We start from the raw sequence: 18618 nt of genomic DNA on the forward strand, positions 1-18618 counted from the left end.
TCAGTTTTTCAATAGTATCCGATTAAATCTTAATTGAATAACAATTGAATGTTTGAAGTAAAAAGTTTTACTGCAATTGCTAGCAAAATTACACCAAAAACCTTTTGAATCACAGCAATTCCGTTTTTTCCCAAAAAGCGTTGCAGTTTTCCTGAAGTTTTTAGCACGGTATAGATAATTACTATGTTTACTACTATAGCTACAATTATATTTTGAATTTCATATTCTGCACGTAATGAAAGAAGTGTAGTTAAACTTCCAGGTCCTGCTAATAATGGAAAAGCTAAAGGAAATATTGAAGCCATATCGGGGTTTGTATCTCCTTCTTTAAAAAGAGTTACCCCTAATATCATTTCTAAAGCAATAAAAAAGAGAATTAATGCACCTGCAACAGCAAATTCATTAACATTTACGCCAATAAGATTTAAAATACTCTCCCCAAGAAAAAGGAACAGAATCATTACAACCGCTGCAATTATTGATGCTTTTGCAGAATTAATATGACCTGCTTTATCACGTAAGCCAATAATAATTGGAATGCTTCCAATAATATCGATTACAGCAAAAAGAACCATAGTGGCCGTTAGTATCTCCTTAAAATTTAATAGCATAGCGAAATTTTTCAGGCGGCAAAAGTAAGTTTTATGTTTGGTCTAATAAAATAAATAAACAATAAAATAAAAAGTTTTTTTAAGGCTATAAAGTATTGACTGTTAATGGGTAATAATTAAATTGGGATAGAAGTAAAGTTAGTGAATGTATATCCGCCGAAACTCTCAAACTCTATTAGGCTTCCGTTGATATGTGTGTTAGTCAAAAAAAAAAATAAGCGTTTGAATCTTAAATATTGAGTCATCTGTTTGATTTTATCCCGGTAGGTGTAAAATTGTATCGAAGTAGTATATTTGCAAAATGTTTCAACTAGGCAAAACAATAGTATCCGAAGACATTATCAAGAAAGATTTTGTCTGTAACCTCAACGCATGCAAAGGTGCTTGCTGTATTGAAGGGGAGGCGGGAGCACCCCTAAATGAGGAAGAAGTACAAATTTTAAAAGATATTTACCCTAAGGTGAAACCATTCCTTCGCCCTGAAGGAATTGCATCCATAGAAAAGCAAGGCACCCACGTAGTATCCGATTTAGACGAACTAGAAACTCCTCTAGTAGATGGGAAGGAGTGTGTTTATGTAACTTTTACCGATAAAGGTATTGCAAGTTGCGGAATCGAAGACGCTTTTAATGCAGGCGAAATAGACTTTCGAAAACCTATTTCTTGTCATTTATACCCAATACGGGTTCAGGAGTACAGCGAGTTTTCTGCAGTAAATTACCACCGTTGGCCAATTTGTGATGACGCTTGTACCTTAGGGAAAGAACTTCAAGTACCCGTTTATAAGTTTACAAAAGATGCTCTTATCAGAAAATTTGGCGAAAATTGGTATACCGAACTAGAAAAAGTGGCTTCTGAGTTATAGGGGTTTCCCCCATTTTTCGTATATTCTAATTATATTTAGTTGGCTTTGTTTAACTTAGCTTCTGAAATCCTTTTTTCTGCAATTAAAATTTTAGAATTATGAAAAAATATATAGTAGCACTTTTTGTACTGGGTACACTTATAGCGTGTAAAGACAATCCTGTGAGCAAAAAAGTAAAAGAAACAAGAGAATCGGTTTCCAATACTACAAATGCTGTGAAGGAAATGACCAAAATGCAGGACGATATTAAAGAACTGCAAGAAATTACTCCACTTACCAACGAAGATTTTAAGAATTGGCTTCCAGACCAAGTTGATGGTATGAAGCGTATAAGCTATAAAGCTGGGCAAACTGGGATGATGGGAATTTCATCTATTGAAGCTACATATGCTAATGAAGATAAGTCTAAAAAGTTTAGCTTTAATATTATCGATGGAGCGGGACAAATGGGTGCCGCTGCAACAGCAGGTATGAGAATGGTAATGACTCAAGATTTTGAAGAAGAAGATGAAAATGGCTTTAAAAGAACCACTACTAAAAGAGGAACTAAAGCTATTGAAGAATATAGAACTAGAGACAATAGAAGTAAAATTCAGCTTATGGAAGGCAATCGTTTCTATATAGATGCTACTGGAACTAATATGGATCTCGATGAAACTTGGGATGCTATTGATGAATTAGATATAGACGACTTAGGTTAATACAACTTAAAACAAAATTAAAAAGGGCTGAAAGCAGTAGTGTTTTCAGTCCTTTTTGTGTTTTGGAACATATGTTATCAGGTTTGTTACAATAGTGTTATACCTCACAAAATGATTACCTTAAATTTGAATATATAATTATTGAATATTAGACAAAAGTGAGGAGATTGTTTAATGTTAAATATGTAAGGTCGTGATATCGCGGCCTTTTTTTTTGTGGTATATTGATTGAAGTAAGATTTTTATAAAAAATTTCAGAACTCAATAGCTCTCAAGTCATTTCATTATATTTACCGCATGCGTAATTTTCTTCTCATTTTAATTTTATTTGTAACTACAGCGAGCTTTTCGCAGAGCGATGCTTTGGCAAAAAATTACTTTGAACAAGGCGAATTTGAAAAAGCACTTCGTATCTATGAAAAACTAAGCGAGCAAAACCCCTACCGAATGGATTTCTTTTTGGGAATGGTGGAAGCAAATCAACAACTCGAGAATTTCTCGAAAGTTGAATCCCTATTAAATGAAAAGCTAAACGGAAGTCGAAATTATCCTCAGCTTTATGTAGAATTAGGGTATAATTATTCACTTCAAAATAAAACAGAATTAGCTGTCGAAAACTACAATAAAGCCATTGAAACACTAGACTTAAACCCAAACTTCGCTTATAATGTGGGTGCGGCATTTCAAAAATACAGCCTATTAGATGAAGCTGTTGCAACCTATGAAAAGGGAATGAGATTAAACGATAAAATGGATTTTCATACGCAGTTGGCGAGAATCTATGGGGAGCAAGGGCAACTCGAAAAAATGTTTGACAGCTATATTAAGATTATTGAGAGAAACTTAAGCTTTAAGTCATCAGCACAACGCTATTTTAGTCAGTATATAACTGAAGATTCAAACAACGATGCAAATCAAATTCTTAGAAGAATTCTTCTTCAGCGTTCACAACAAAACCCAGATGTACTTTACAACGAATTGTTGAGCTGGTTGTTTATTCAACAAAAAGAATACAAAAAAGCTTTTGTTCAGGAAAAAGCAATCTACAAACGTTTAGGCGCAGAATTACGTGGTATTACAGAGTTAGCCTATATTGCAATAGCAGATGAAGATTATGTTTCGGGTAGAGAAATAGTGAGTTATTTAATCGAAAACTCCTTTACACCTCAAAGTAGATTACAAGGCAATCAGATTTTAATGCAAATGGAAGTCAAAACTGCCACTCCAAAAGAATTTGCCGATATTGAGAAAAAGTTTGAAAGTTTATTAGAAGAGTTTGGAAGAGGACGAGAAACGTATTTATTGCAAATAGATTACAACCATTTTTTAGCTTTTCAGAATAACAAAAAAGAACAGGCTATCAAAAACCTAAAAGACTTAGCTAAGGAGCCGTTGTCTGCTTACCAAGAAGCAAGGGTGAAAATGGAACTTGCAGATATTTTGGTGTTCGACGAAAAGTTCAACGAAGCTTTGATTTACTATTCTCAAATTCAGAAAAAAGTTCAGAGCGATGTTCTTGCACAAGAAGCAAGATTTAAAGTGGCACGCACCAGTTATTTTAAAGGCGATTTTGATTGGGCTCAAGTGCAATTGGATGTTTTAAAAAAATCTACATCACAACTAATAGCTAATGACGCTATGGAGCTCAGTTTATTGATAAGCGATAATACTATTGAAGATTCTACTCAAACTGCCCTAAAAAAATATGCTCGTGCAGATCTATTGGCTTTTCAAGATAAAAACTCCGAAGCTATTTTAGTTTTAGACGATATTTTAACCAACCATAAAGGTGAGAAAATTGAAGATGAAGCTCTATTTAAGCAAGGTAAAATCTTTGAAAAGATAGGGGAGTACTCTAAAGCAGAAAGCAACTACTTGAAAATAATAGAATTTTATAGCGATGATATTTTAGCCGATGACGCTCATTATCACTTAGCAAAAATTTATGAAGAGAAATTAGATTTACCTGTAAAAGCAAAAGAACATTACGAAGCAATAATTTTTAATTATGCCGATAGCATTTATTTTATTGAAGCTAGAAAAAAATATAGAACTTTGCGCGGTGATGCGATAAACTAATATCAATCAAAATTCAATAATCAATATCTCAATACTTTTGAAGAAGGTATAGGGATTTAAACACTTATAATATTTAAATATGTATATATATAACGTTACAATGAATGTAGAAGAAATTATCCACGACATTTGGTTACAGTGGATGTTGTCTGATTACATTCCAGCAATGCTAGCCACAGGTAAATTCAGTAAAGCACTTATGACTCGTGTTGTTGTTGAAGAAGAAATGGGAGGGAAAACCTATTCGGTTCAATACACTACAGATAGTAAAGAAACACTTGAGAAATATTTTGCTGAAAATGCCGAAGAACTTCGCGGTAAAAGCTTACCTTTTGAAGGGAAAGTTGTTTCATTCCGTACCGAACTTGAGGTAATAGGCGAAGCGCATAATGAGCTTTTCAGAAAAAATTAATTTTGTTGTGTTTGTGGGGAAAACCTTTTCAGTTTTTTACAGTTAAACATCCTTTTAAAGGTTATGAATGAAGAAAAAATCGAAGAACCAAAAAGAAGTTAATACAACCGGTGCGGTACGCGCCAAAAAACACCTAGGCCAACACTTTTTAAAAGACGAAACTATTGCCGAAAAAATCGGGGATACACTTACGCTTGAAGGTTACAAAAACATTTTGGAAATTGGCCCTGGAATGGGAGTTCTCACCAAATATTTAATAAACAAAGACGCTGAGGTTATAGCTATGGACCTCGACGCCGAATCTATTGTTTATTTAAAAGAAAATTACCCAAACAAAAATCTCAAAATTATTGAAGCAGATTTTTTGAAATACGATCTTTCAGAACTATTCAATGATGAACAATTTGGCATAACAGGTAACTTCCCGTATAACATTTCAACACAAATTGTATTTAAAATGTTGGAATGGAAAGAGCAAATTCCAGAGTTTACAGGAATGTTTCAAAAAGAAGTTGCACAACGTATCTGCGAGAAAGAAGGAAGTAAGGCTTACGGAATACTTTCGGTTTTAACGCAGGCATTTTATGATGCCGAATATCTTTTTACAGTGCCTCCTACAGTATTTAATCCACCTCCAAAAGTTGATAGTGGTGTACTGCGATTAAAACGGAAAGAAGATTATTCTATTCCGTGTGATGAAAAAATGCTTTATAAAGTAGTGAAAACTGCTTTCCAACAACGTAGAAAAACGCTTCGAAATAGTTTAAAATCTTTTAATATTTCTGATAAACTAAAAGAAGACACTATCTTTGGCCAGCGTCCAGAACAACTTTCTGTTTCACAATTTATAACTCTTACAAAAAAACTGGAGAATGATGCAATTTCAACTGACTAATGAATTTATTGAGCAGGTTGAACAGCTAATTGCCAATAACGATGGCGAGCAGCTAAAAGCATTATTAAATGAATTTCACTTTGCCGATATAGCAGAGCTTCTACACGAGTTAGACACCGAAGAAGCAACTTATATTGTAAAGCTATTAGATAGTGAAGTAACTAGTGAAATCTTAATCGAACTAGATGAAGATTTTAGAGAGCGAATATTAGATAATCTTTCGCCTTCAGAGATTGCAGATGAGCTTGAAGAAATGGACACCGATGATGCTGCCGATATTATCGCAGAACTCGATGACGATATTCAAAAGCAAGTAATTCGGCATATCGAAGACGAAGAGCACGCCGCTGATATTGTAGACCTTCTGCGTTACGATGAAGATACAGCAGGGGGGTTAATGGCAAAAGAGTTAGTAAGCGTTAAAGAAACTTGGACAGTAGCAGGATGTGTACGCGAAATGCGCCGTCAAGCCGAAAACGTTACTCGTGTTCATTCTATCTATGTTACTGATAAAGAAGGAAGACTAAAAGGTAGACTTTCTTTAAAAGATTTACTTACTGCACCAGGAAGAGCACATATTAGTGAAGTTTATATCCCAAAGGTGGATTACGTAAGAGTTAACACCGAAGCCGATGAAGTTGCTCGTATTATGCAGAAATACGATTTGGAAGCGATTCCTGTGGTTGATGAAGACGGAATTCTTGTAGGTAGAATTACCATTGATGATATTGTAGATTATATAAAAGAAGAGGCTGAGAAAGATTACCAATTAGCTGCGGGTATTAGTCACGACGTTGAAGCCGACGATGGAATAATCAAGCAGACTCGAGCTCGATTACCTTGGCTTTTAATTGGAATGTTTGGTGGTTTAGGTGCTGCAAGTATAATTTCAGGATTTCAAGAAATATTAGAGAGCTTTCCAAGAATTTTAATTTTTGTCCCGCTTATTCAAGCAACAGCTGGAAATGTAGGGGTACAATCTAGTGCGATAGTTGTTCAAGGTTTAGCAAATGATACTATAAAAGGCAATATTTTCGCTAGGTTGCTTAGAGAATCTGGTTTGGCCTTAGTAAACGGTCTTGCCATTGCACTAATAGTACTTTTTATAAGCCATTTTATCTTTTCAACGAGCTATTTAGAGTCTATTAGTATAGGTATAGCCCTGGTTACCGTAATTCTTTTAGCTGCATTAATCGGTACTTTCATTCCAATTATTTTAGATAAAAGAGGAATCGACCCTGCAGTAGCAACGGGACCGTTTATTACTACTAGCAACGATGTTTTTGGAATTCTTACTTATTTCCTAATTGCTAAATTAATACTAGGATTTTGAAATCGGATATCTTTATACAACGTTTCACAGTGCCGGCTTCGGCTATTGATGGGTTAAATCACGTTAATAATGTGATTTATCTACAGTGGTGTCTAGAAGCAGCGGAAGCTCATTGGATTTCTAAAACTTCAGAAGAACAACGTAAACAAAATGTTTGGGTGGTGCTTAATCACTTTATTTCGTACAAAGCTCCTTCATTCTTAGGGGAAGAGTTGGAGATACATACATGGATTGAATCCTACGAAGGTGTGAAAAGCGAAAGGCATTATAAAATAGTGAGACCTGAAGATGGTAAAGTTATTGTTGAAGCACAAACTTTGTGGTGTTTCTTAGATGCTGAAACTTTTAGACCTACTAAAATCACTGAAGAAATTTCTAAAATTTTCCTTTAAATAAGTAGTCCCACATACTACTTACAAAACCATAATTTTCAATACTTTTGCCTACTTATATAAGGAATTAAATAAACCTTGTAAGAATTAAAGCCGAACTTACTTGAGCGTTTTTAAAAAACTATTTAAGCAAACATTTATTTATGGTTTAGCCACGGTTTTACCAAGGGTAATGGCTGTGATATTAGTGCCGTTATACACTTCGGTAATGCTACCCGAAGAATACGGGATTTACTCAACTTTAATGGCATACCTTATTTTGGGAAATGTACTGTTGAGCTACGGGATGGAAACTGCTTTTTTCAGGTTTGTAACCAAAGACTCTAGCAATCAAAAAATTGTACAGTCCACGACTTTAACATCACTCACAGTTTCTACTTTTATATTCCTGGGAATAACAATGCTTTTTAGAAATCAAATTGCTGTTATTGCTGATTTTAACCCTGAATACGTTACTTACGGCCTGTTAATTCTAGCTCTGGATGCTTTGGTAGTTTTACCATTTGTTTGGTTTAGAGTAAATGAAAGGCCTTTGCGCTATGCTGTAGTAAAAATCTTTAACGTTGTTATAAACTTAGCTTTCAATCTGTTTTTCTTGTTAATGCTGCCTAAACTAGCGGAAAACAGCACTTATTGGAATTCGCTATGGTTTCCAGAGAATAAAGTGGCTTATGTTTTTATTGCAAACTTAATTGCAAGTGGAGTAACCCTATTGGTATTACTGCCTCTGTATATTAAAATTGGTTTTGGCTTCAGTAAAACTATTTGGAACCAAATGATGAAATATGCAATTCCTGTTCTTATTGCTGGAATTGCTTTTAGTATTAATGAAGCCTTCGATAGAATCCTACTAAAGTATTTATTACCTGAAAATGTAGCTGAGGTTGAAGTTGGTCTCTATTCGGCTTGTTATAAGTTAGGAATGTTTATGACGCTCTTTGTAATGGCTTTCCGTTTGGGAATAGAACCGTTTTTCTTTAATCACTCGGGGCATGCAAATGCGAAAAATACCTATGCAATAATTACGAAATATTTTACCCTGTGTGGTTGCTTAATCTTACTTGGAGTAATAGTATATATAGATCTTTTCAAACAAATTCTAATTCCAAACAGCCAATATTGGGAGGCGATTAAGATTGTACCCATTATTTTATTGGCAAATCTGTTTCTTGGAATTTACCACAACCTTTCTGTTTGGTATAAGGTTACAGACCGCACCAAATACGGGGCTTATATTTCGGTTTTTGCAGCTGTAGTTACACTGGTGCTAAACTTTGTTTTAATTCCCTATATCGGGTATATAGGTTCGGCATTTGCAACCCTTGCTGCTTACGGAAGTATGATGGTGCTTTCGTACCTTTACGGACGTAAGTATTACAATGTTCCTTATGAAGTGAAAAAGATAGTTGGCTATTTGGTTTTAGCTGTAGGATTTTCAGCAATTTCCTTTTACCTCTTCGACCGAAATATTTGGATAGGATCTGCGTTATTATTACTGTTTATCGCTATTTTATTCTATTTTGAAAAAAATGAATTTTTAAAAATTTTAAAAAAGTAAAGTTAAAAATGAAAATATTATTTTCTATTATCTGTATGTTCGTGCTATTGGCATGTAATGATGGGAATAAAGAAAACCTAGGAGTAATTGAAAATGAAAATTCAGGTTTTTCAGTTGAGTTATTAGAAAATTATTTTCCTAAAAATGAAATCGAATTTAAGTCTCCCGTAAAAACGGTGGTTATTAGTGATAAAGAGCGTTTTGAGCAGTTTTTTGGAGTAGCAAAAAATATGAATAACGTAATTTCACCAATTGATTTTGAAGAGAACAAAGTGGTTGCTTTAATAGCTAAACCTAGTGATGTTAAACAGGAAATTTTAATTACAGCAACAAAGCTCAAAAAGAACAAATTACTTGTTGAATATAAATTGAAACAAGGAGAAGCTCGATCATTTACTTCTACAGACTTAAAGATGTTTGCGATTCCTAAATCGGTTTACGCTGTAGATTTTGTTATTGATAGAGACGAATCTGAAAACAATTAAAAAGAAAAGCTTTGAGAGTAAAAATTATAAACAAATCGAACCATCCATTACCGTCTTATGAAACATTTGCTTCTGCCGGAATGGATTTACGTGCTTGTGTTGATGAGCCATTAACTTTAAAGCCATTAGAAAGAGCAATCGTTAAAACAGGGCTATTTATCGAATTACCTGTTGGTTTTGAAGCTCAAGTTCGCCCTAGAAGTGGCTTAGCAGCCAAAAAAGGAATTACAGTATTAAATTCACCTGGTACAATTGATGCCGATTACCGTGGTGAAATTGGAGTGATTTTAGTGAATCTTTCAAACGAAGATTTTACAATTGAAAACTCTGAACGTATTGCACAATTAATAATTGCAAAGCACGAACGCGCCGAGTGGGAAGAAGTAGAAATACTTTCAGATACTTCACGTGGAGCCGGAGGATTTGGAAGCACTGGCAGTAAGTAGCAATTTCTGAGTAACAGAAGTGTCGAAAACAAAAATGTAAAATTTAAATATAAGTTTAATTAAATATTTTTTTAATCGTTTGATTAATAAGAATATAAAATAAAAATCTCTGTGATTTCAGAGGAAGATATATGAAAATTATTGTACCAATGGCAGGTCGCGGAAGCCGCCTTCGCCCACACACATTAACAGTTCCAAAACCATTAATTCCCGTAGCCGGAAAACCAATTGTACACCGTTTGGTTGAAGATATCGCCGGAGTTTTAAATGAAAAGATAGACGAAATCGCATTTATCCTTGGCGATCCTGCCTTCTTTGGAGATGATGTTATTGCCGAACTTGAAACACTTGCAAAAGGTTTAGGAGCAAAGCCAACTATTTACAGACAGCTAGATCCTAAAGGAACTGGTCATGCAATTATGTGTGCTAAAGACTCATTATCTGGCCCAGCGGTAATCGCTTATGCCGATACTTTAATTCGCGCAGATTTCGACCTAGATAAAGATGCAGATGCGGTAATTTGGACCAAAAGAGTAGAAAACCCAGAAGCATACGGAGTGGTTAACTTGAATGAGAAAAACGAAATTATCGAGTTGGTTGAAAAGCCAGAAGAATTCGTAAGCGACCAAGCTGTAATTGGAATCTATTACTTTAAAGACGTGGCTCAACTTAAAAATGAGTTGCAGTTTGTATTAGATAACAACATTATAAACGGAGGTGAATATCAAATTAACGACGGAATTAAAAGAATGATGTCGTCTGGAAAAATATTCAAAACCGGAACCGTAGATGAGTGGATGGACTGTGGTAATAAAGAAGTAACAGTTGAAACCAATCAAAGAATGTTAGGCTTTCTTGCAGATGCAAATCAGCAATTAATTTCAGAGAATATTACTACTGAAAATTCTAATATAATCGAGCCTTGCTTTATTGGGGAAGGAGTAGTTTTAAAAAATAGTACTGTAGGTCCGTTTGTTTCTATTGGTAAAGATACGGTAGTTGAGGATAGCACAGTGAAAAACACTATAATTCAGACAAATTCTAAGATTAAAAACGCTAATCTTGACAACGCGATGATTGGTAATTACGCTACATTTGATGGTAAATTTACCAATGTGAGTATTGGAGATTATTCTGAATTGAAATAGCATACAAATGTCCCCTCGAGCGCAGTCGAGGGGACTTTAATACTTAAATTTACAATTGAGGTCCCGCCTGCGCTCGACCAGACATAAAATTTGAAACAAAGTTTTTTATATACTTTCATTTTTCTCTTCGGAATTATTGTTCCGCAGCATATTTATGCTCAAGAAATAAATCCCTCTCCATCCAAAGACAATAACGATACTGTTGAAAACCCGATGGATGAATTGGGAAATGTGAGTGATGCATTTCAGGAAAATTTTTTCGAAGGTCTTAAACAGAAAGCTATAGAAAACTATGAGCTAGCACTTTCTGCATTAAATAAGGCTGAAAAAGCTGCAAATACAGAAGAAAATAAAGCGGTGGTGTATTTTGAGATGGGTAAAAACCACGTCTTTTTAAAAGAGTATGACCTTGCTGAAATAAACTTCAATAAAGTGCTTAAAACTCAAGGGGATAGGCTAGATGTTCTGGAACAATTTTACGATTTGTACTATCAACAAAAAGAATATGAAAAATCAATTCCACTCGTAAAAAAACTAGTGGAATTTGATGAGGATTATAAAGAAGATCTTGCAAATCTATATACGCTTACAAAGAAGTATGAAGAAGCTTTAAAGCAGTTAGACGATTTAGATGAAACTTGGGGTGAATCAGATATTCGCAATGCGTTAAGAGCGCAGATTTACCGCGCTACTGGAAATACCGAAGGTGCAATTGAAAATCTTGAAGGCAAGATTGACAAAAACCCTAAAAGTGAAAGAGAATACCTTAACCTTATCTACCTCTATAGCGAACAAGGAAATACTGAAAAAGCTTTCGAAACAGCTAAAAATCTATTGAAAAATAACCCCAAATCTGAGATAGTGCATTTAGCACTTTACAAGTTTTACTTAGATGATGGAAATGCTACTGAGGCAATAAACTCAATGAAAACTGTGTTTGCTTCTGAAGATATTGATAAAGAAACTAAGTATAAAGTTCTCGCAGATTTTATTCAGTTTGTGAATTCCAATCCAGATTACGAAGCAGAATTGACAAGAGTAGTAGAACAGTTTTCTGTTGAAAATGGACGTGTTTATGAAAAGATAGGAGACTATTACGCTGCCAAAAACAGAAAAGAAGATGCCTTAAAAGCCTATGAAAAAGGGATTGTTATCAATCCAGACAATTTCAATCTTTTAAAAAATACCATCTTGCTGCAAATCGATTTTCAAAAATATGAAGCTGCGGCCAAACTGAGCTCGGAAGGCTTGGAGATTTTTCCAGCGCAACCGCTTTTGTATTTGCTTAATGGAGTTGCAAACAATGGCTTAAACCTGAGCGATAACGCCATTGAAAGTTTAGAGATGGGATTGGACTTTTTAATGGAAGATCCCAAAATGGAGCGTGATTTTTACAATCAACTTAGTTTAGCTTATTCGCAAAAAGGCGATGCAAAAAAAGCAAAAACCTATTCAGATAAAGCTGCGAATCTTAAAATGCCCAATTAATTTTATGAAGCTGAAACCATATTATTTAATCTTTTTACTTGTACTAGCCTCTTGTGGAGGAACTAAGTCTGTAACTAACGTAAAACACGCTTCTGCTAAGGAAGTTATTTCTTCCCATAAAATGGCTGCTCCCGAATTTAAAACCTTGGCAGGTCGTATGCAGTTGCAGTATGAAGACGAAAAGAAGTCGCAAAGCATAACCGTTAGCTTGCGTATGGAAAAAGATAAAAACATTTGGGTGAAAGCTTCCATCTTAGGAATTACAATTGCAAAAGTGTTGATTACTCCAACCAGCGTTAGCTATTATGAAACAATTGGAAAAACTTATTTTGAAGGTGATTTTGCACTTTTGGGTGAATGGCTGGGTACGCCAATCAACTTTCAGCAGGCACAAAATCTACTGCTAGGGCAATCAATATTAACTTTAAACCCTGGAGATTACACATCTGAGGTGTTTCAGAATAAATTCAAAATTCAACCAAAGCAACAGCCTAAGAATTTCATACATTCGCTTTTTATAAATCCTGATAATTTTAAAATAGCTTCAGAAACATTATCCCAACCAGATGACAATCGCATATTAGCTATTCGTTATGGAGACTATCAAAAAGTGGAAGAACAATATTTTCCAAAAAATATAATGATTAATACTTCTGAAAACGAATCGAGTACATTGATTGAAATTACGTTTAGAAAAATTGATTTGAATGTGAACATAGGTTTTCCATTTGATATTCCAGAAGGTTACGAAGAAATTCAACTTAATTAAATGAAGCAATTCTCGACATATATATTATTATTTTTCTGTTTCCTAACAGTTACTTCTTCCTTTGCACAAATAGACAAACAAAAGGAACTAGAGGAAAAGCGACAAGCTATACTTAAGGAGATTAAGCAAATAAACTCTCTTCTTTTTAAAACTAGAAAAGAAGAAAAATCTGTACTTTCACAGGTAGAAGATTTAAATCAACGTATTACAGCTTCAGAAAATTTAATTCGAGTTACAAATCAGCAAGCAAACTTGCTTACTCGAAATATTAACGAGAATATCAATAAGATTAGTGCCCTTCGGGAGGAGTTAAAAGTGATGAAAGCTGATTATGCAGCCATGATTCAAAAATCGTATAAAAGCAAAAACCAGCAGAGTAGAGTAATGTTTCTACTTTCATCTGAAAACTTTCTACAAGCCTATAAACGCGTTCAGTATATGAAGCAATACGCGGCGTTTAGAAAAAAACAAGGTGAAGGAATAAAAGTAAAAACTGAGGAATTACAGCAGTTAAATGCTAATTTAATCGATCAGAAAAAGCAAAAACAAAAACTGATTGCCGAAAATGAACAGGCAAAAAGAAAGCTTACAGAAGAGAAAAAGAACCAACAAGCCCTAATGGCTACCTTAAAGAAGGATGAGGGCAAATTTGTTTCGCAAATACGTGATAAGCAAAAAGAAGCCGATGCTATAGACCGTCAAATTGAAGCTATAATTAGAGCTGCAATTGAAGAGGCTAATAGAATTGCAAGAGAAAAAGCGGCTGCAGAAGCTAAGGCAAAAGGAACCACGGTTGCTACTACAACCAAAAATGAAATAACGAAACCTGCTAAGTCGGAAGAATTTTCATTAACGGCTGAGGACAAGGCATTGGCAGCGAGTTTTACAAATAACAAAGGAAAACTGCCTTGGCCAGTTGAAAAAGGGATGGTAACTAAGAGTTTTGGTACGCATAGACATCCACAATTCCCAAATGTTACAACCAATAATAGTGGAGTTGAAATTGCTACAAGTGATAACTCTGCTGTGCGTTCTATTTTTGAAGGACAAGTGTTGTCTATTCAAATGATAAAAGGTGCAAATAAGGTGGTTATTATTCAGCATGGAGACTACTTATCAGTGTATAGTAATTTGGCTACAGTTTCCGTGAAAAAAGGCGATAAGGTATCTACCAAACAAACTATCGGTACCGTAGCAAAAAGCGCTACAGAAGGGCGCACGCTGTTAAAGTTCTATATCTACAAAAACAAGACAAAAATTAATCCAGCAGATTGGATTTATAGAATGTAGAAAATTTACCTAAGCATTTAAGACCTTCCTTTTAAAGGAGGGTCTTTGCTGAAATTATAATACAAACCTTCACAAACCTCATATATTCATTTTCTGATTATTCCTATACACATTAATTATACGTTTTTAGTTGATTTCCTAAGTATTTGTTGATTGGTTATGGTTTAGATTAAGAGCTTCTAAATAATAAATTTCAACAATTTGCTTCGTTGTCTCCTGTTCGCAGAGCTTTTATTATAATTAATAGTTTTTTGGAATCGTTGTATAACCAACAGGTGTGTTATATAGGCCATCAAGCATGTTGGAGTTTTTAGGCATTTGCACTCTCTCTAGCTACTTAATGGTTGAAAATGGTTGTATCAATATAACATATTCATTAACAGCCTTAACCTCATGATTTTTAAGGATTAACACTAAGCTTTAGTAAAGTTGATTCATAAAAAAAAGAGACTGTCTTGTTAGACAGCCTCTTTTTGGTTTTTAGAATTTTACTTTTTAAAATTATTACTGTACTATCAGCTTTTTAGTAGCGCTAGTTTTTCCAGACTTTATTTTCACAAAGTAAATACCAGTAGCATAACCAGAAACATTAAGTGTTCCTCTTGTTTTCCCACTCATTTCATTTTCAGAAATAGTCTGTAGTTTTTGCCCTAAGCTGTTGTATAGTTCAATAGAAACATCGTTTTGAACCGTAGTATTCAAATTGATAATTACTTCACTTGAAGCTGGGTTAGGATACATTGATACATTGCTGAAAATTTCTTTGTTAACACCTAATGAACCATTAACATTTATATTATCTATATAAGTGCTATTTCCGTAACCAGTAATATTTACAAATCTAAATTGAACATTTTCACCTAAATAAGCTGAAAGATCAATTGTTTCTGTACGCCATTGATTCGCTGAACTAGGAACCCAAGATCCAGTAAAATATCCTGGTATTGTAGAAAGATCTAAACCTTGTTTGTAATAGATTTGATCAAAAGTAGCTCCACAATCTGTAGATATATCTACTCTAAATGCGTCAGAGAAACTTGATGAGTATTGCGCTTTGGCAATGTCAAAACTTAAGTGAGCATCATTCGCTGTTGTTAAATCGATAAACAGAGTTTGTAATATATCTTCTTGTCCGTTGCCGTTATAACTGTTATTGTCAACATAAGCAGTTAAAGTAGATGCACCTGTACTTCCAGTAACACTTCTAGGCGTCCAAGTAATACTATTGTCTGGATTAAAGATAGTCCACCCCTCAGGTGGCATTCCATTTACATCAAACGGCTCTTCGTAATCTAACTGAGCTGCTTCAATTTCTGAATAGAATGTAAGTGCATCCTCATCATTATTTGGGTTTTCATCATCTGGTAAATCTATCGAGACAGTTAAAGTGTATGTTCCACTAGTAGTTATTTCAATTTGCTCTGCAAAATCAAAAATCATAGTTTGACCTGAAGAAAGTGTTTCTGTAAATGTTTCAGTAATAACGCTTCCATTGTCTAATTGATAACTAACATCAAAATTAGTTTGTGAATCTATACCAGTATTTGTCAACTTAGCCGAAACAGTAACAGGTCCTGGATTACAAATCTGATTGAAATCACTTGGGGTATTATTTACTTCAACAGCAACATCATTAGCTAACGTACAGTTAAGAAGTCCACCGTCGTGCTTTCTAGCAATACTTCTACGTCCTTCCCAATCTTCTGTAGCATTTTTCGCTAAAACTGCATACCATAGCGTTGCTTCTGGGTCTGTAATAGGAACAGTGATAGAGTTAGTGTTGGTAGTACCAACAACTTCCATATATTTTTCACCTAGGATATAAAAATCATAAGATTCTGCACCGCTAACTGCATTCCAAGTAAAGGTTGCTGTAGATGGGCAAACTTGACTTACTAAATATCCTGTTACTAAAGGAGCAATGTCAAAAGTATCATCGCTTACATCTTGCGACGAACCATTACTTACACGAATTAATGCTTTACCAGACACTGAGTTTGGCACATTCCATTCGTAGTTAGTAGTCGAGCTAGGCACAGTTGCGATGTTATTCCAGCTGCTTCCATTATCAATTGAGTACTCAAGTTCAAAACTTGAAGTAGTGTTTACAGCTACAGCATCCCAGTGAATAGATTCAGCTTCACCTGGAACTACACTTTCACCTCCATTAGGGTAAGTTACAGTGATGTTTTCAGTAATAACTTCATATACCACAAAGTACTCTTGTGGACCAACAGGTACATTAAAACCTGTTACGTTTATGTTGTAGTTTCCTGATGTTGGGTTGTTAATTACAACCTGCTCAACATTATTAAGACGATCTACACCATTTGTAGCCGGTAGGTTTAATGTTGTTGGATTTGGAGTTGGATCTAGAATATAAGGTAGGTGATCTGTGTTATTTGGATCTTTTACCACTAAATCTAAGTCGTTTACCAACGCTGGGTTAGCACCTGGAGATGCAGGAGCATCACTCCAATAAACCATAAAACGTACTTGCTTAGTACCTGCAGGAACATTTATTGAGTGGTTGTTTGCATCACCTTGTGAGATAGTGCTAGAAAGGTAACGTTCGTCTTCGATAAGCTTTGCAGCGCGTAGTCCGTTTACTATACCGAAACCAAATTTGTAATCAGGTCCAACGTTTCCAGCATCGTTAGCTGTGTTTAATAAAGCCGCTTTAATAAGTGCAGATTGAGGAAGATCTCCGCCATTTAACCCTGCATAGGCTTCGTATAATTGAGCCGAAACACCAGCAATACCTGGAGCAGCTCCAGAAGTTCCACCAAAGCTTCGGTAAAGGTTGTTTTCATCTGTTGACATTTGATTCTGACCATTTGCAGCAATGTCTGGCTTAATTCTACCATCATGTGCAGGTCCTCTACTACTTGATGACACCAATGAACCGTCAAAATAAACGTTTGCAGTAGCGATTACGTTTTTACCTTGTTTGTGACCCCCAGTAATATTTCCCCATTGGTTACCAGCTCCATATCCACAGTTGTTTCCATTGGAGTTTCCTGCAGAGAATACGTGAAGAAGGTTAGGAAAATCTTTTGTTTGAGTATCAACAGTTCGTGTAATCGTAGTATAACCATCATTACAACCATTACTATATGAAGAGTTTGTAATAACTACATCACCGCTATTGATAAGTGAAACTGTTGGTCCATCTAAAAAGCTTGGTATGTAGTTTACTACGTGAAGTGTTGAACCAGCAGCCATACCTCTGTACGAAGGATTTAAGTTTCCTGCTCCAGACATAATTCCTGAAACACCATCACCGTGGTTCTGGCCTGTACCACTAGCTTGTGAGTTGTCTATTCTTCCTTGAAAATCGATATGAGGTCCTACGATACCATCATCACGGCATAATACGCCAATTCCCTCACCTGTGTAGTTTCTACCTGCAGTAGTTTGAGTATCTAAATTACTTGAACGGTGAAGACTTCTACCACGAGTATCATCTGGAACAGAAGGAGCTGGAATTAACTCAATCCATTTTACAAATGAAAGATTTGCAAGGTCCTCTAAGCAGTTGTTTGGAATAGAAAGTTCTATATTGTTAGCGCCTTTGTATTGTTGCTTTACTGCAATTTGTCTTTGAGCTAACTCTTGAATAACTTGATCTGCTGAAATATTTTTGTGAAACTCTAAAGTCACTAAAATGTTATCCCCATCCATAGCCCAATACTCATAAGGAGGGTTTTGTAATTCCTTAGAAAGTTTTGCATTTCCATTAACAGCTACAATAGAACGAACTCCGTTATTTCTTAAAAAATCTACAGAAGTATTTTTCGGGAAATAGAATAAGTATGTGTTGTGAGGAATGTATTCAATTAATTCTAAATTGTTTTGTTTAAAAGCATCTTGAACAGATTGCTTTGGAGTTTCATAAAATTGAACCCAACCTACATAGCCTTCAGCCATTTTAGCTGATACAGGAAGTTGGCTCCATTTAAAGCTTGAGATATTTTCAGGCATCTCATAATTTTCGCCCTGAAAATTGATGTTGTAATTGTTTTGCCCAAAGGAAGTCGAAAAGACAAATATTAAGGCAAAAAACAAAAAAAGTTTTAACCGGGGAAGCGTAGTTTTTTTCATAATTGCAATTAAGTTAATAATAAATTCATAAGGATTTCTACT

The 18618-nt window shown here is 34.9% G+C and carries 16 protein-coding genes; 14 read left to right on the top strand and 2 right to left on the bottom strand.

From position 1 onward, the window contains the following. Positions 1-29 precede the first annotated feature (29 nt). Positions 30-611 (bottom strand): MarC family protein, encoded by a 582-nt coding sequence (locus FHP04_RS02535; protein ID WP_139854259.1) that lies wholly within the window; start codon positions 609-611, stop codon positions 30-32. Between the two features lie 301 nt (positions 612-912). Between FHP04_RS02535 and FHP04_RS02540 the strand changes: the two genes are divergently transcribed. The 14 genes from FHP04_RS02540 to FHP04_RS02605 all read left to right on the top strand — a co-directional run bounded on the left by FHP04_RS02540 (position 913) and on the right by FHP04_RS02605 (position 14472). After that, entirely contained in the window at positions 913-1476 is a 564-nt protein-coding gene (locus FHP04_RS02540) for a DUF3109 family protein (RefSeq protein ID WP_139854260.1), read from the top strand. Between the two features lie 98 nt (positions 1477-1574). Continuing rightward, a complete protein-coding gene (locus tag FHP04_RS02545; RefSeq protein WP_139854261.1) occupies positions 1575-2177 on the top strand; it encodes a hypothetical protein in 603 nt (200 codons plus the stop codon). Between the two features lie 297 nt (positions 2178-2474). Beyond that, positions 2475-4256: a tetratricopeptide repeat protein gene (locus FHP04_RS02550; RefSeq protein ID WP_139854262.1), complete on the top strand. Its 1782-nt coding sequence runs from the start codon at positions 2475-2477 to the stop codon at positions 4254-4256. Positions 4257-4335: 79 nt separating this feature from the next. After that, the gene (locus FHP04_RS02555) at positions 4336-4668 is read left to right on the top strand and encodes a DUF4286 family protein (RefSeq protein WP_139854263.1); all 333 of its coding nucleotides are present in this window, start codon (positions 4336-4338) and stop codon (positions 4666-4668) included. 67 nt (positions 4669-4735) lie between these two features. Then, a complete protein-coding gene (gene rsmA / locus FHP04_RS02560; protein ID WP_139854264.1) occupies positions 4736-5563 on the top strand; it encodes a 16S rRNA (adenine(1518)-N(6)/adenine(1519)-N(6))-dimethyltransferase RsmA in 828 nt (275 codons plus the stop codon). Next, entirely contained in the window at positions 5541-6896 is a 1356-nt protein-coding gene (mgtE, locus tag FHP04_RS02565) for a magnesium transporter (protein WP_139854265.1), read from the top strand. The genes rsmA and mgtE overlap by 23 nt, the downstream gene beginning before the upstream one ends. Continuing rightward, entirely contained in the window at positions 6893-7288 is a 396-nt protein-coding gene (locus FHP04_RS02570) for an acyl-CoA thioesterase (RefSeq protein ID WP_139854266.1), read from the top strand. Before mgtE ends, FHP04_RS02570 begins: the two co-directional genes overlap by 4 nt. Before the next feature lie 103 nt (positions 7289-7391). Further along, on the top strand, positions 7392-8846 hold the full coding sequence (locus tag FHP04_RS02575) for a lipopolysaccharide biosynthesis protein (RefSeq protein WP_139854267.1): 1455 nt from the start codon (positions 7392-7394) through the stop codon (positions 8844-8846). An 8-nt stretch (positions 8847-8854) separates the two neighbouring features. Beyond that, positions 8855-9331, top strand: coding sequence for a hypothetical protein (locus FHP04_RS02580; protein WP_139854268.1), 477 nt, complete (start codon positions 8855-8857; stop codon positions 9329-9331). Positions 9332-9342: 11 nt separating this feature from the next. Next, on the top strand, positions 9343-9777 hold the full coding sequence (dut, locus tag FHP04_RS02585) for a dUTP diphosphatase (RefSeq protein WP_139854269.1): 435 nt from the start codon (positions 9343-9345) through the stop codon (positions 9775-9777). A gap of 131 nt (positions 9778-9908) precedes the next feature. Next, on the top strand, positions 9909-10925 hold the full coding sequence (locus FHP04_RS02590; protein WP_139854270.1) for a sugar phosphate nucleotidyltransferase: 1017 nt from the start codon (positions 9909-9911) through the stop codon (positions 10923-10925). A gap of 90 nt (positions 10926-11015) precedes the next feature. Next, entirely contained in the window at positions 11016-12413 is a 1398-nt protein-coding gene (locus tag FHP04_RS02595) for a tetratricopeptide repeat protein (RefSeq protein ID WP_139854271.1), read from the top strand. A gap of 4 nt (positions 12414-12417) precedes the next feature. Next, positions 12418-13182: a DUF4292 domain-containing protein gene (locus FHP04_RS02600; protein ID WP_158319107.1), complete on the top strand. Its 765-nt coding sequence runs from the start codon at positions 12418-12420 to the stop codon at positions 13180-13182. Next, positions 13183-14472 (top strand): murein hydrolase activator EnvC family protein, encoded by a 1290-nt coding sequence (locus FHP04_RS02605; RefSeq protein ID WP_139854273.1) that lies wholly within the window; start codon positions 13183-13185, stop codon positions 14470-14472. Between the two features lie 504 nt (positions 14473-14976). Here FHP04_RS02605 and FHP04_RS02610 read toward each other — a convergent pair. Beyond that, complete coding sequence (locus FHP04_RS02610; protein ID WP_246051381.1) at positions 14977-18456, bottom strand: S8 family serine peptidase; 3480 nt, start codon at positions 18454-18456, stop codon at positions 14977-14979. Positions 18457-18618: the final 162 nt, after the last annotated feature.

Origin of the sequence: Aequorivita sinensis (assembly GCF_006346335.1) — a bacterium.
In the GTDB taxonomy this organism is placed as follows: domain Bacteria; phylum Bacteroidota; class Bacteroidia; order Flavobacteriales; family Flavobacteriaceae; genus Aequorivita; species Aequorivita sinensis.

Excerpts from the sequence above, each read along its gene's own strand:
- FHP04_RS02590 (WP_139854270.1), top strand. The coding sequence starts at position 9,909 with ATGAAAATTATTGTACCAATGGCAGGTCGCGGAAGCCGCCTTCGCCCA.
- FHP04_RS02580 (WP_139854268.1), top strand. The coding sequence starts at position 8,855 with ATGAAAATATTATTTTCTATTATCTGTATGTTCGTGCTATTGGCATGT.
- FHP04_RS02600 (WP_158319107.1), top strand. The coding sequence starts at position 12,418 with ATGAAGCTGAAACCATATTATTTAATCTTTTTACTTGTACTAGCCTCT.
- FHP04_RS02605 (WP_139854273.1), top strand. The coding sequence starts at position 13,183 with ATGAAGCAATTCTCGACATATATATTATTATTTTTCTGTTTCCTAACA.
- FHP04_RS02555 (WP_139854263.1), top strand. The coding sequence starts at position 4,336 with ATGTATATATATAACGTTACAATGAATGTAGAAGAAATTATCCACGAC.
- mgtE (WP_139854265.1), top strand. The coding sequence starts at position 5,541 with ATGATGCAATTTCAACTGACTAATGAATTTATTGAGCAGGTTGAACAG.
- FHP04_RS02550 (WP_139854262.1), top strand. The coding sequence starts at position 2,475 with ATGCGTAATTTTCTTCTCATTTTAATTTTATTTGTAACTACAGCGAGC.
- FHP04_RS02545 (WP_139854261.1), top strand. The coding sequence starts at position 1,575 with ATGAAAAAATATATAGTAGCACTTTTTGTACTGGGTACACTTATAGCG.
- FHP04_RS02535 (WP_139854259.1), bottom strand. The coding sequence starts at position 611 with ATGCTATTAAATTTTAAGGAGATACTAACGGCCACTATGGTTCTTTTT.
- rsmA (WP_139854264.1), top strand. The coding sequence starts at position 4,736 with ATGAAGAAAAAATCGAAGAACCAAAAAGAAGTTAATACAACCGGTGCG.
- FHP04_RS02540 (WP_139854260.1), top strand. The coding sequence starts at position 913 with ATGTTTCAACTAGGCAAAACAATAGTATCCGAAGACATTATCAAGAAA.
- FHP04_RS02610 (WP_246051381.1), bottom strand. The coding sequence starts at position 18,456 with ATGCCTGAAAATATCTCAAGCTTTAAATGGAGCCAACTTCCTGTATCA.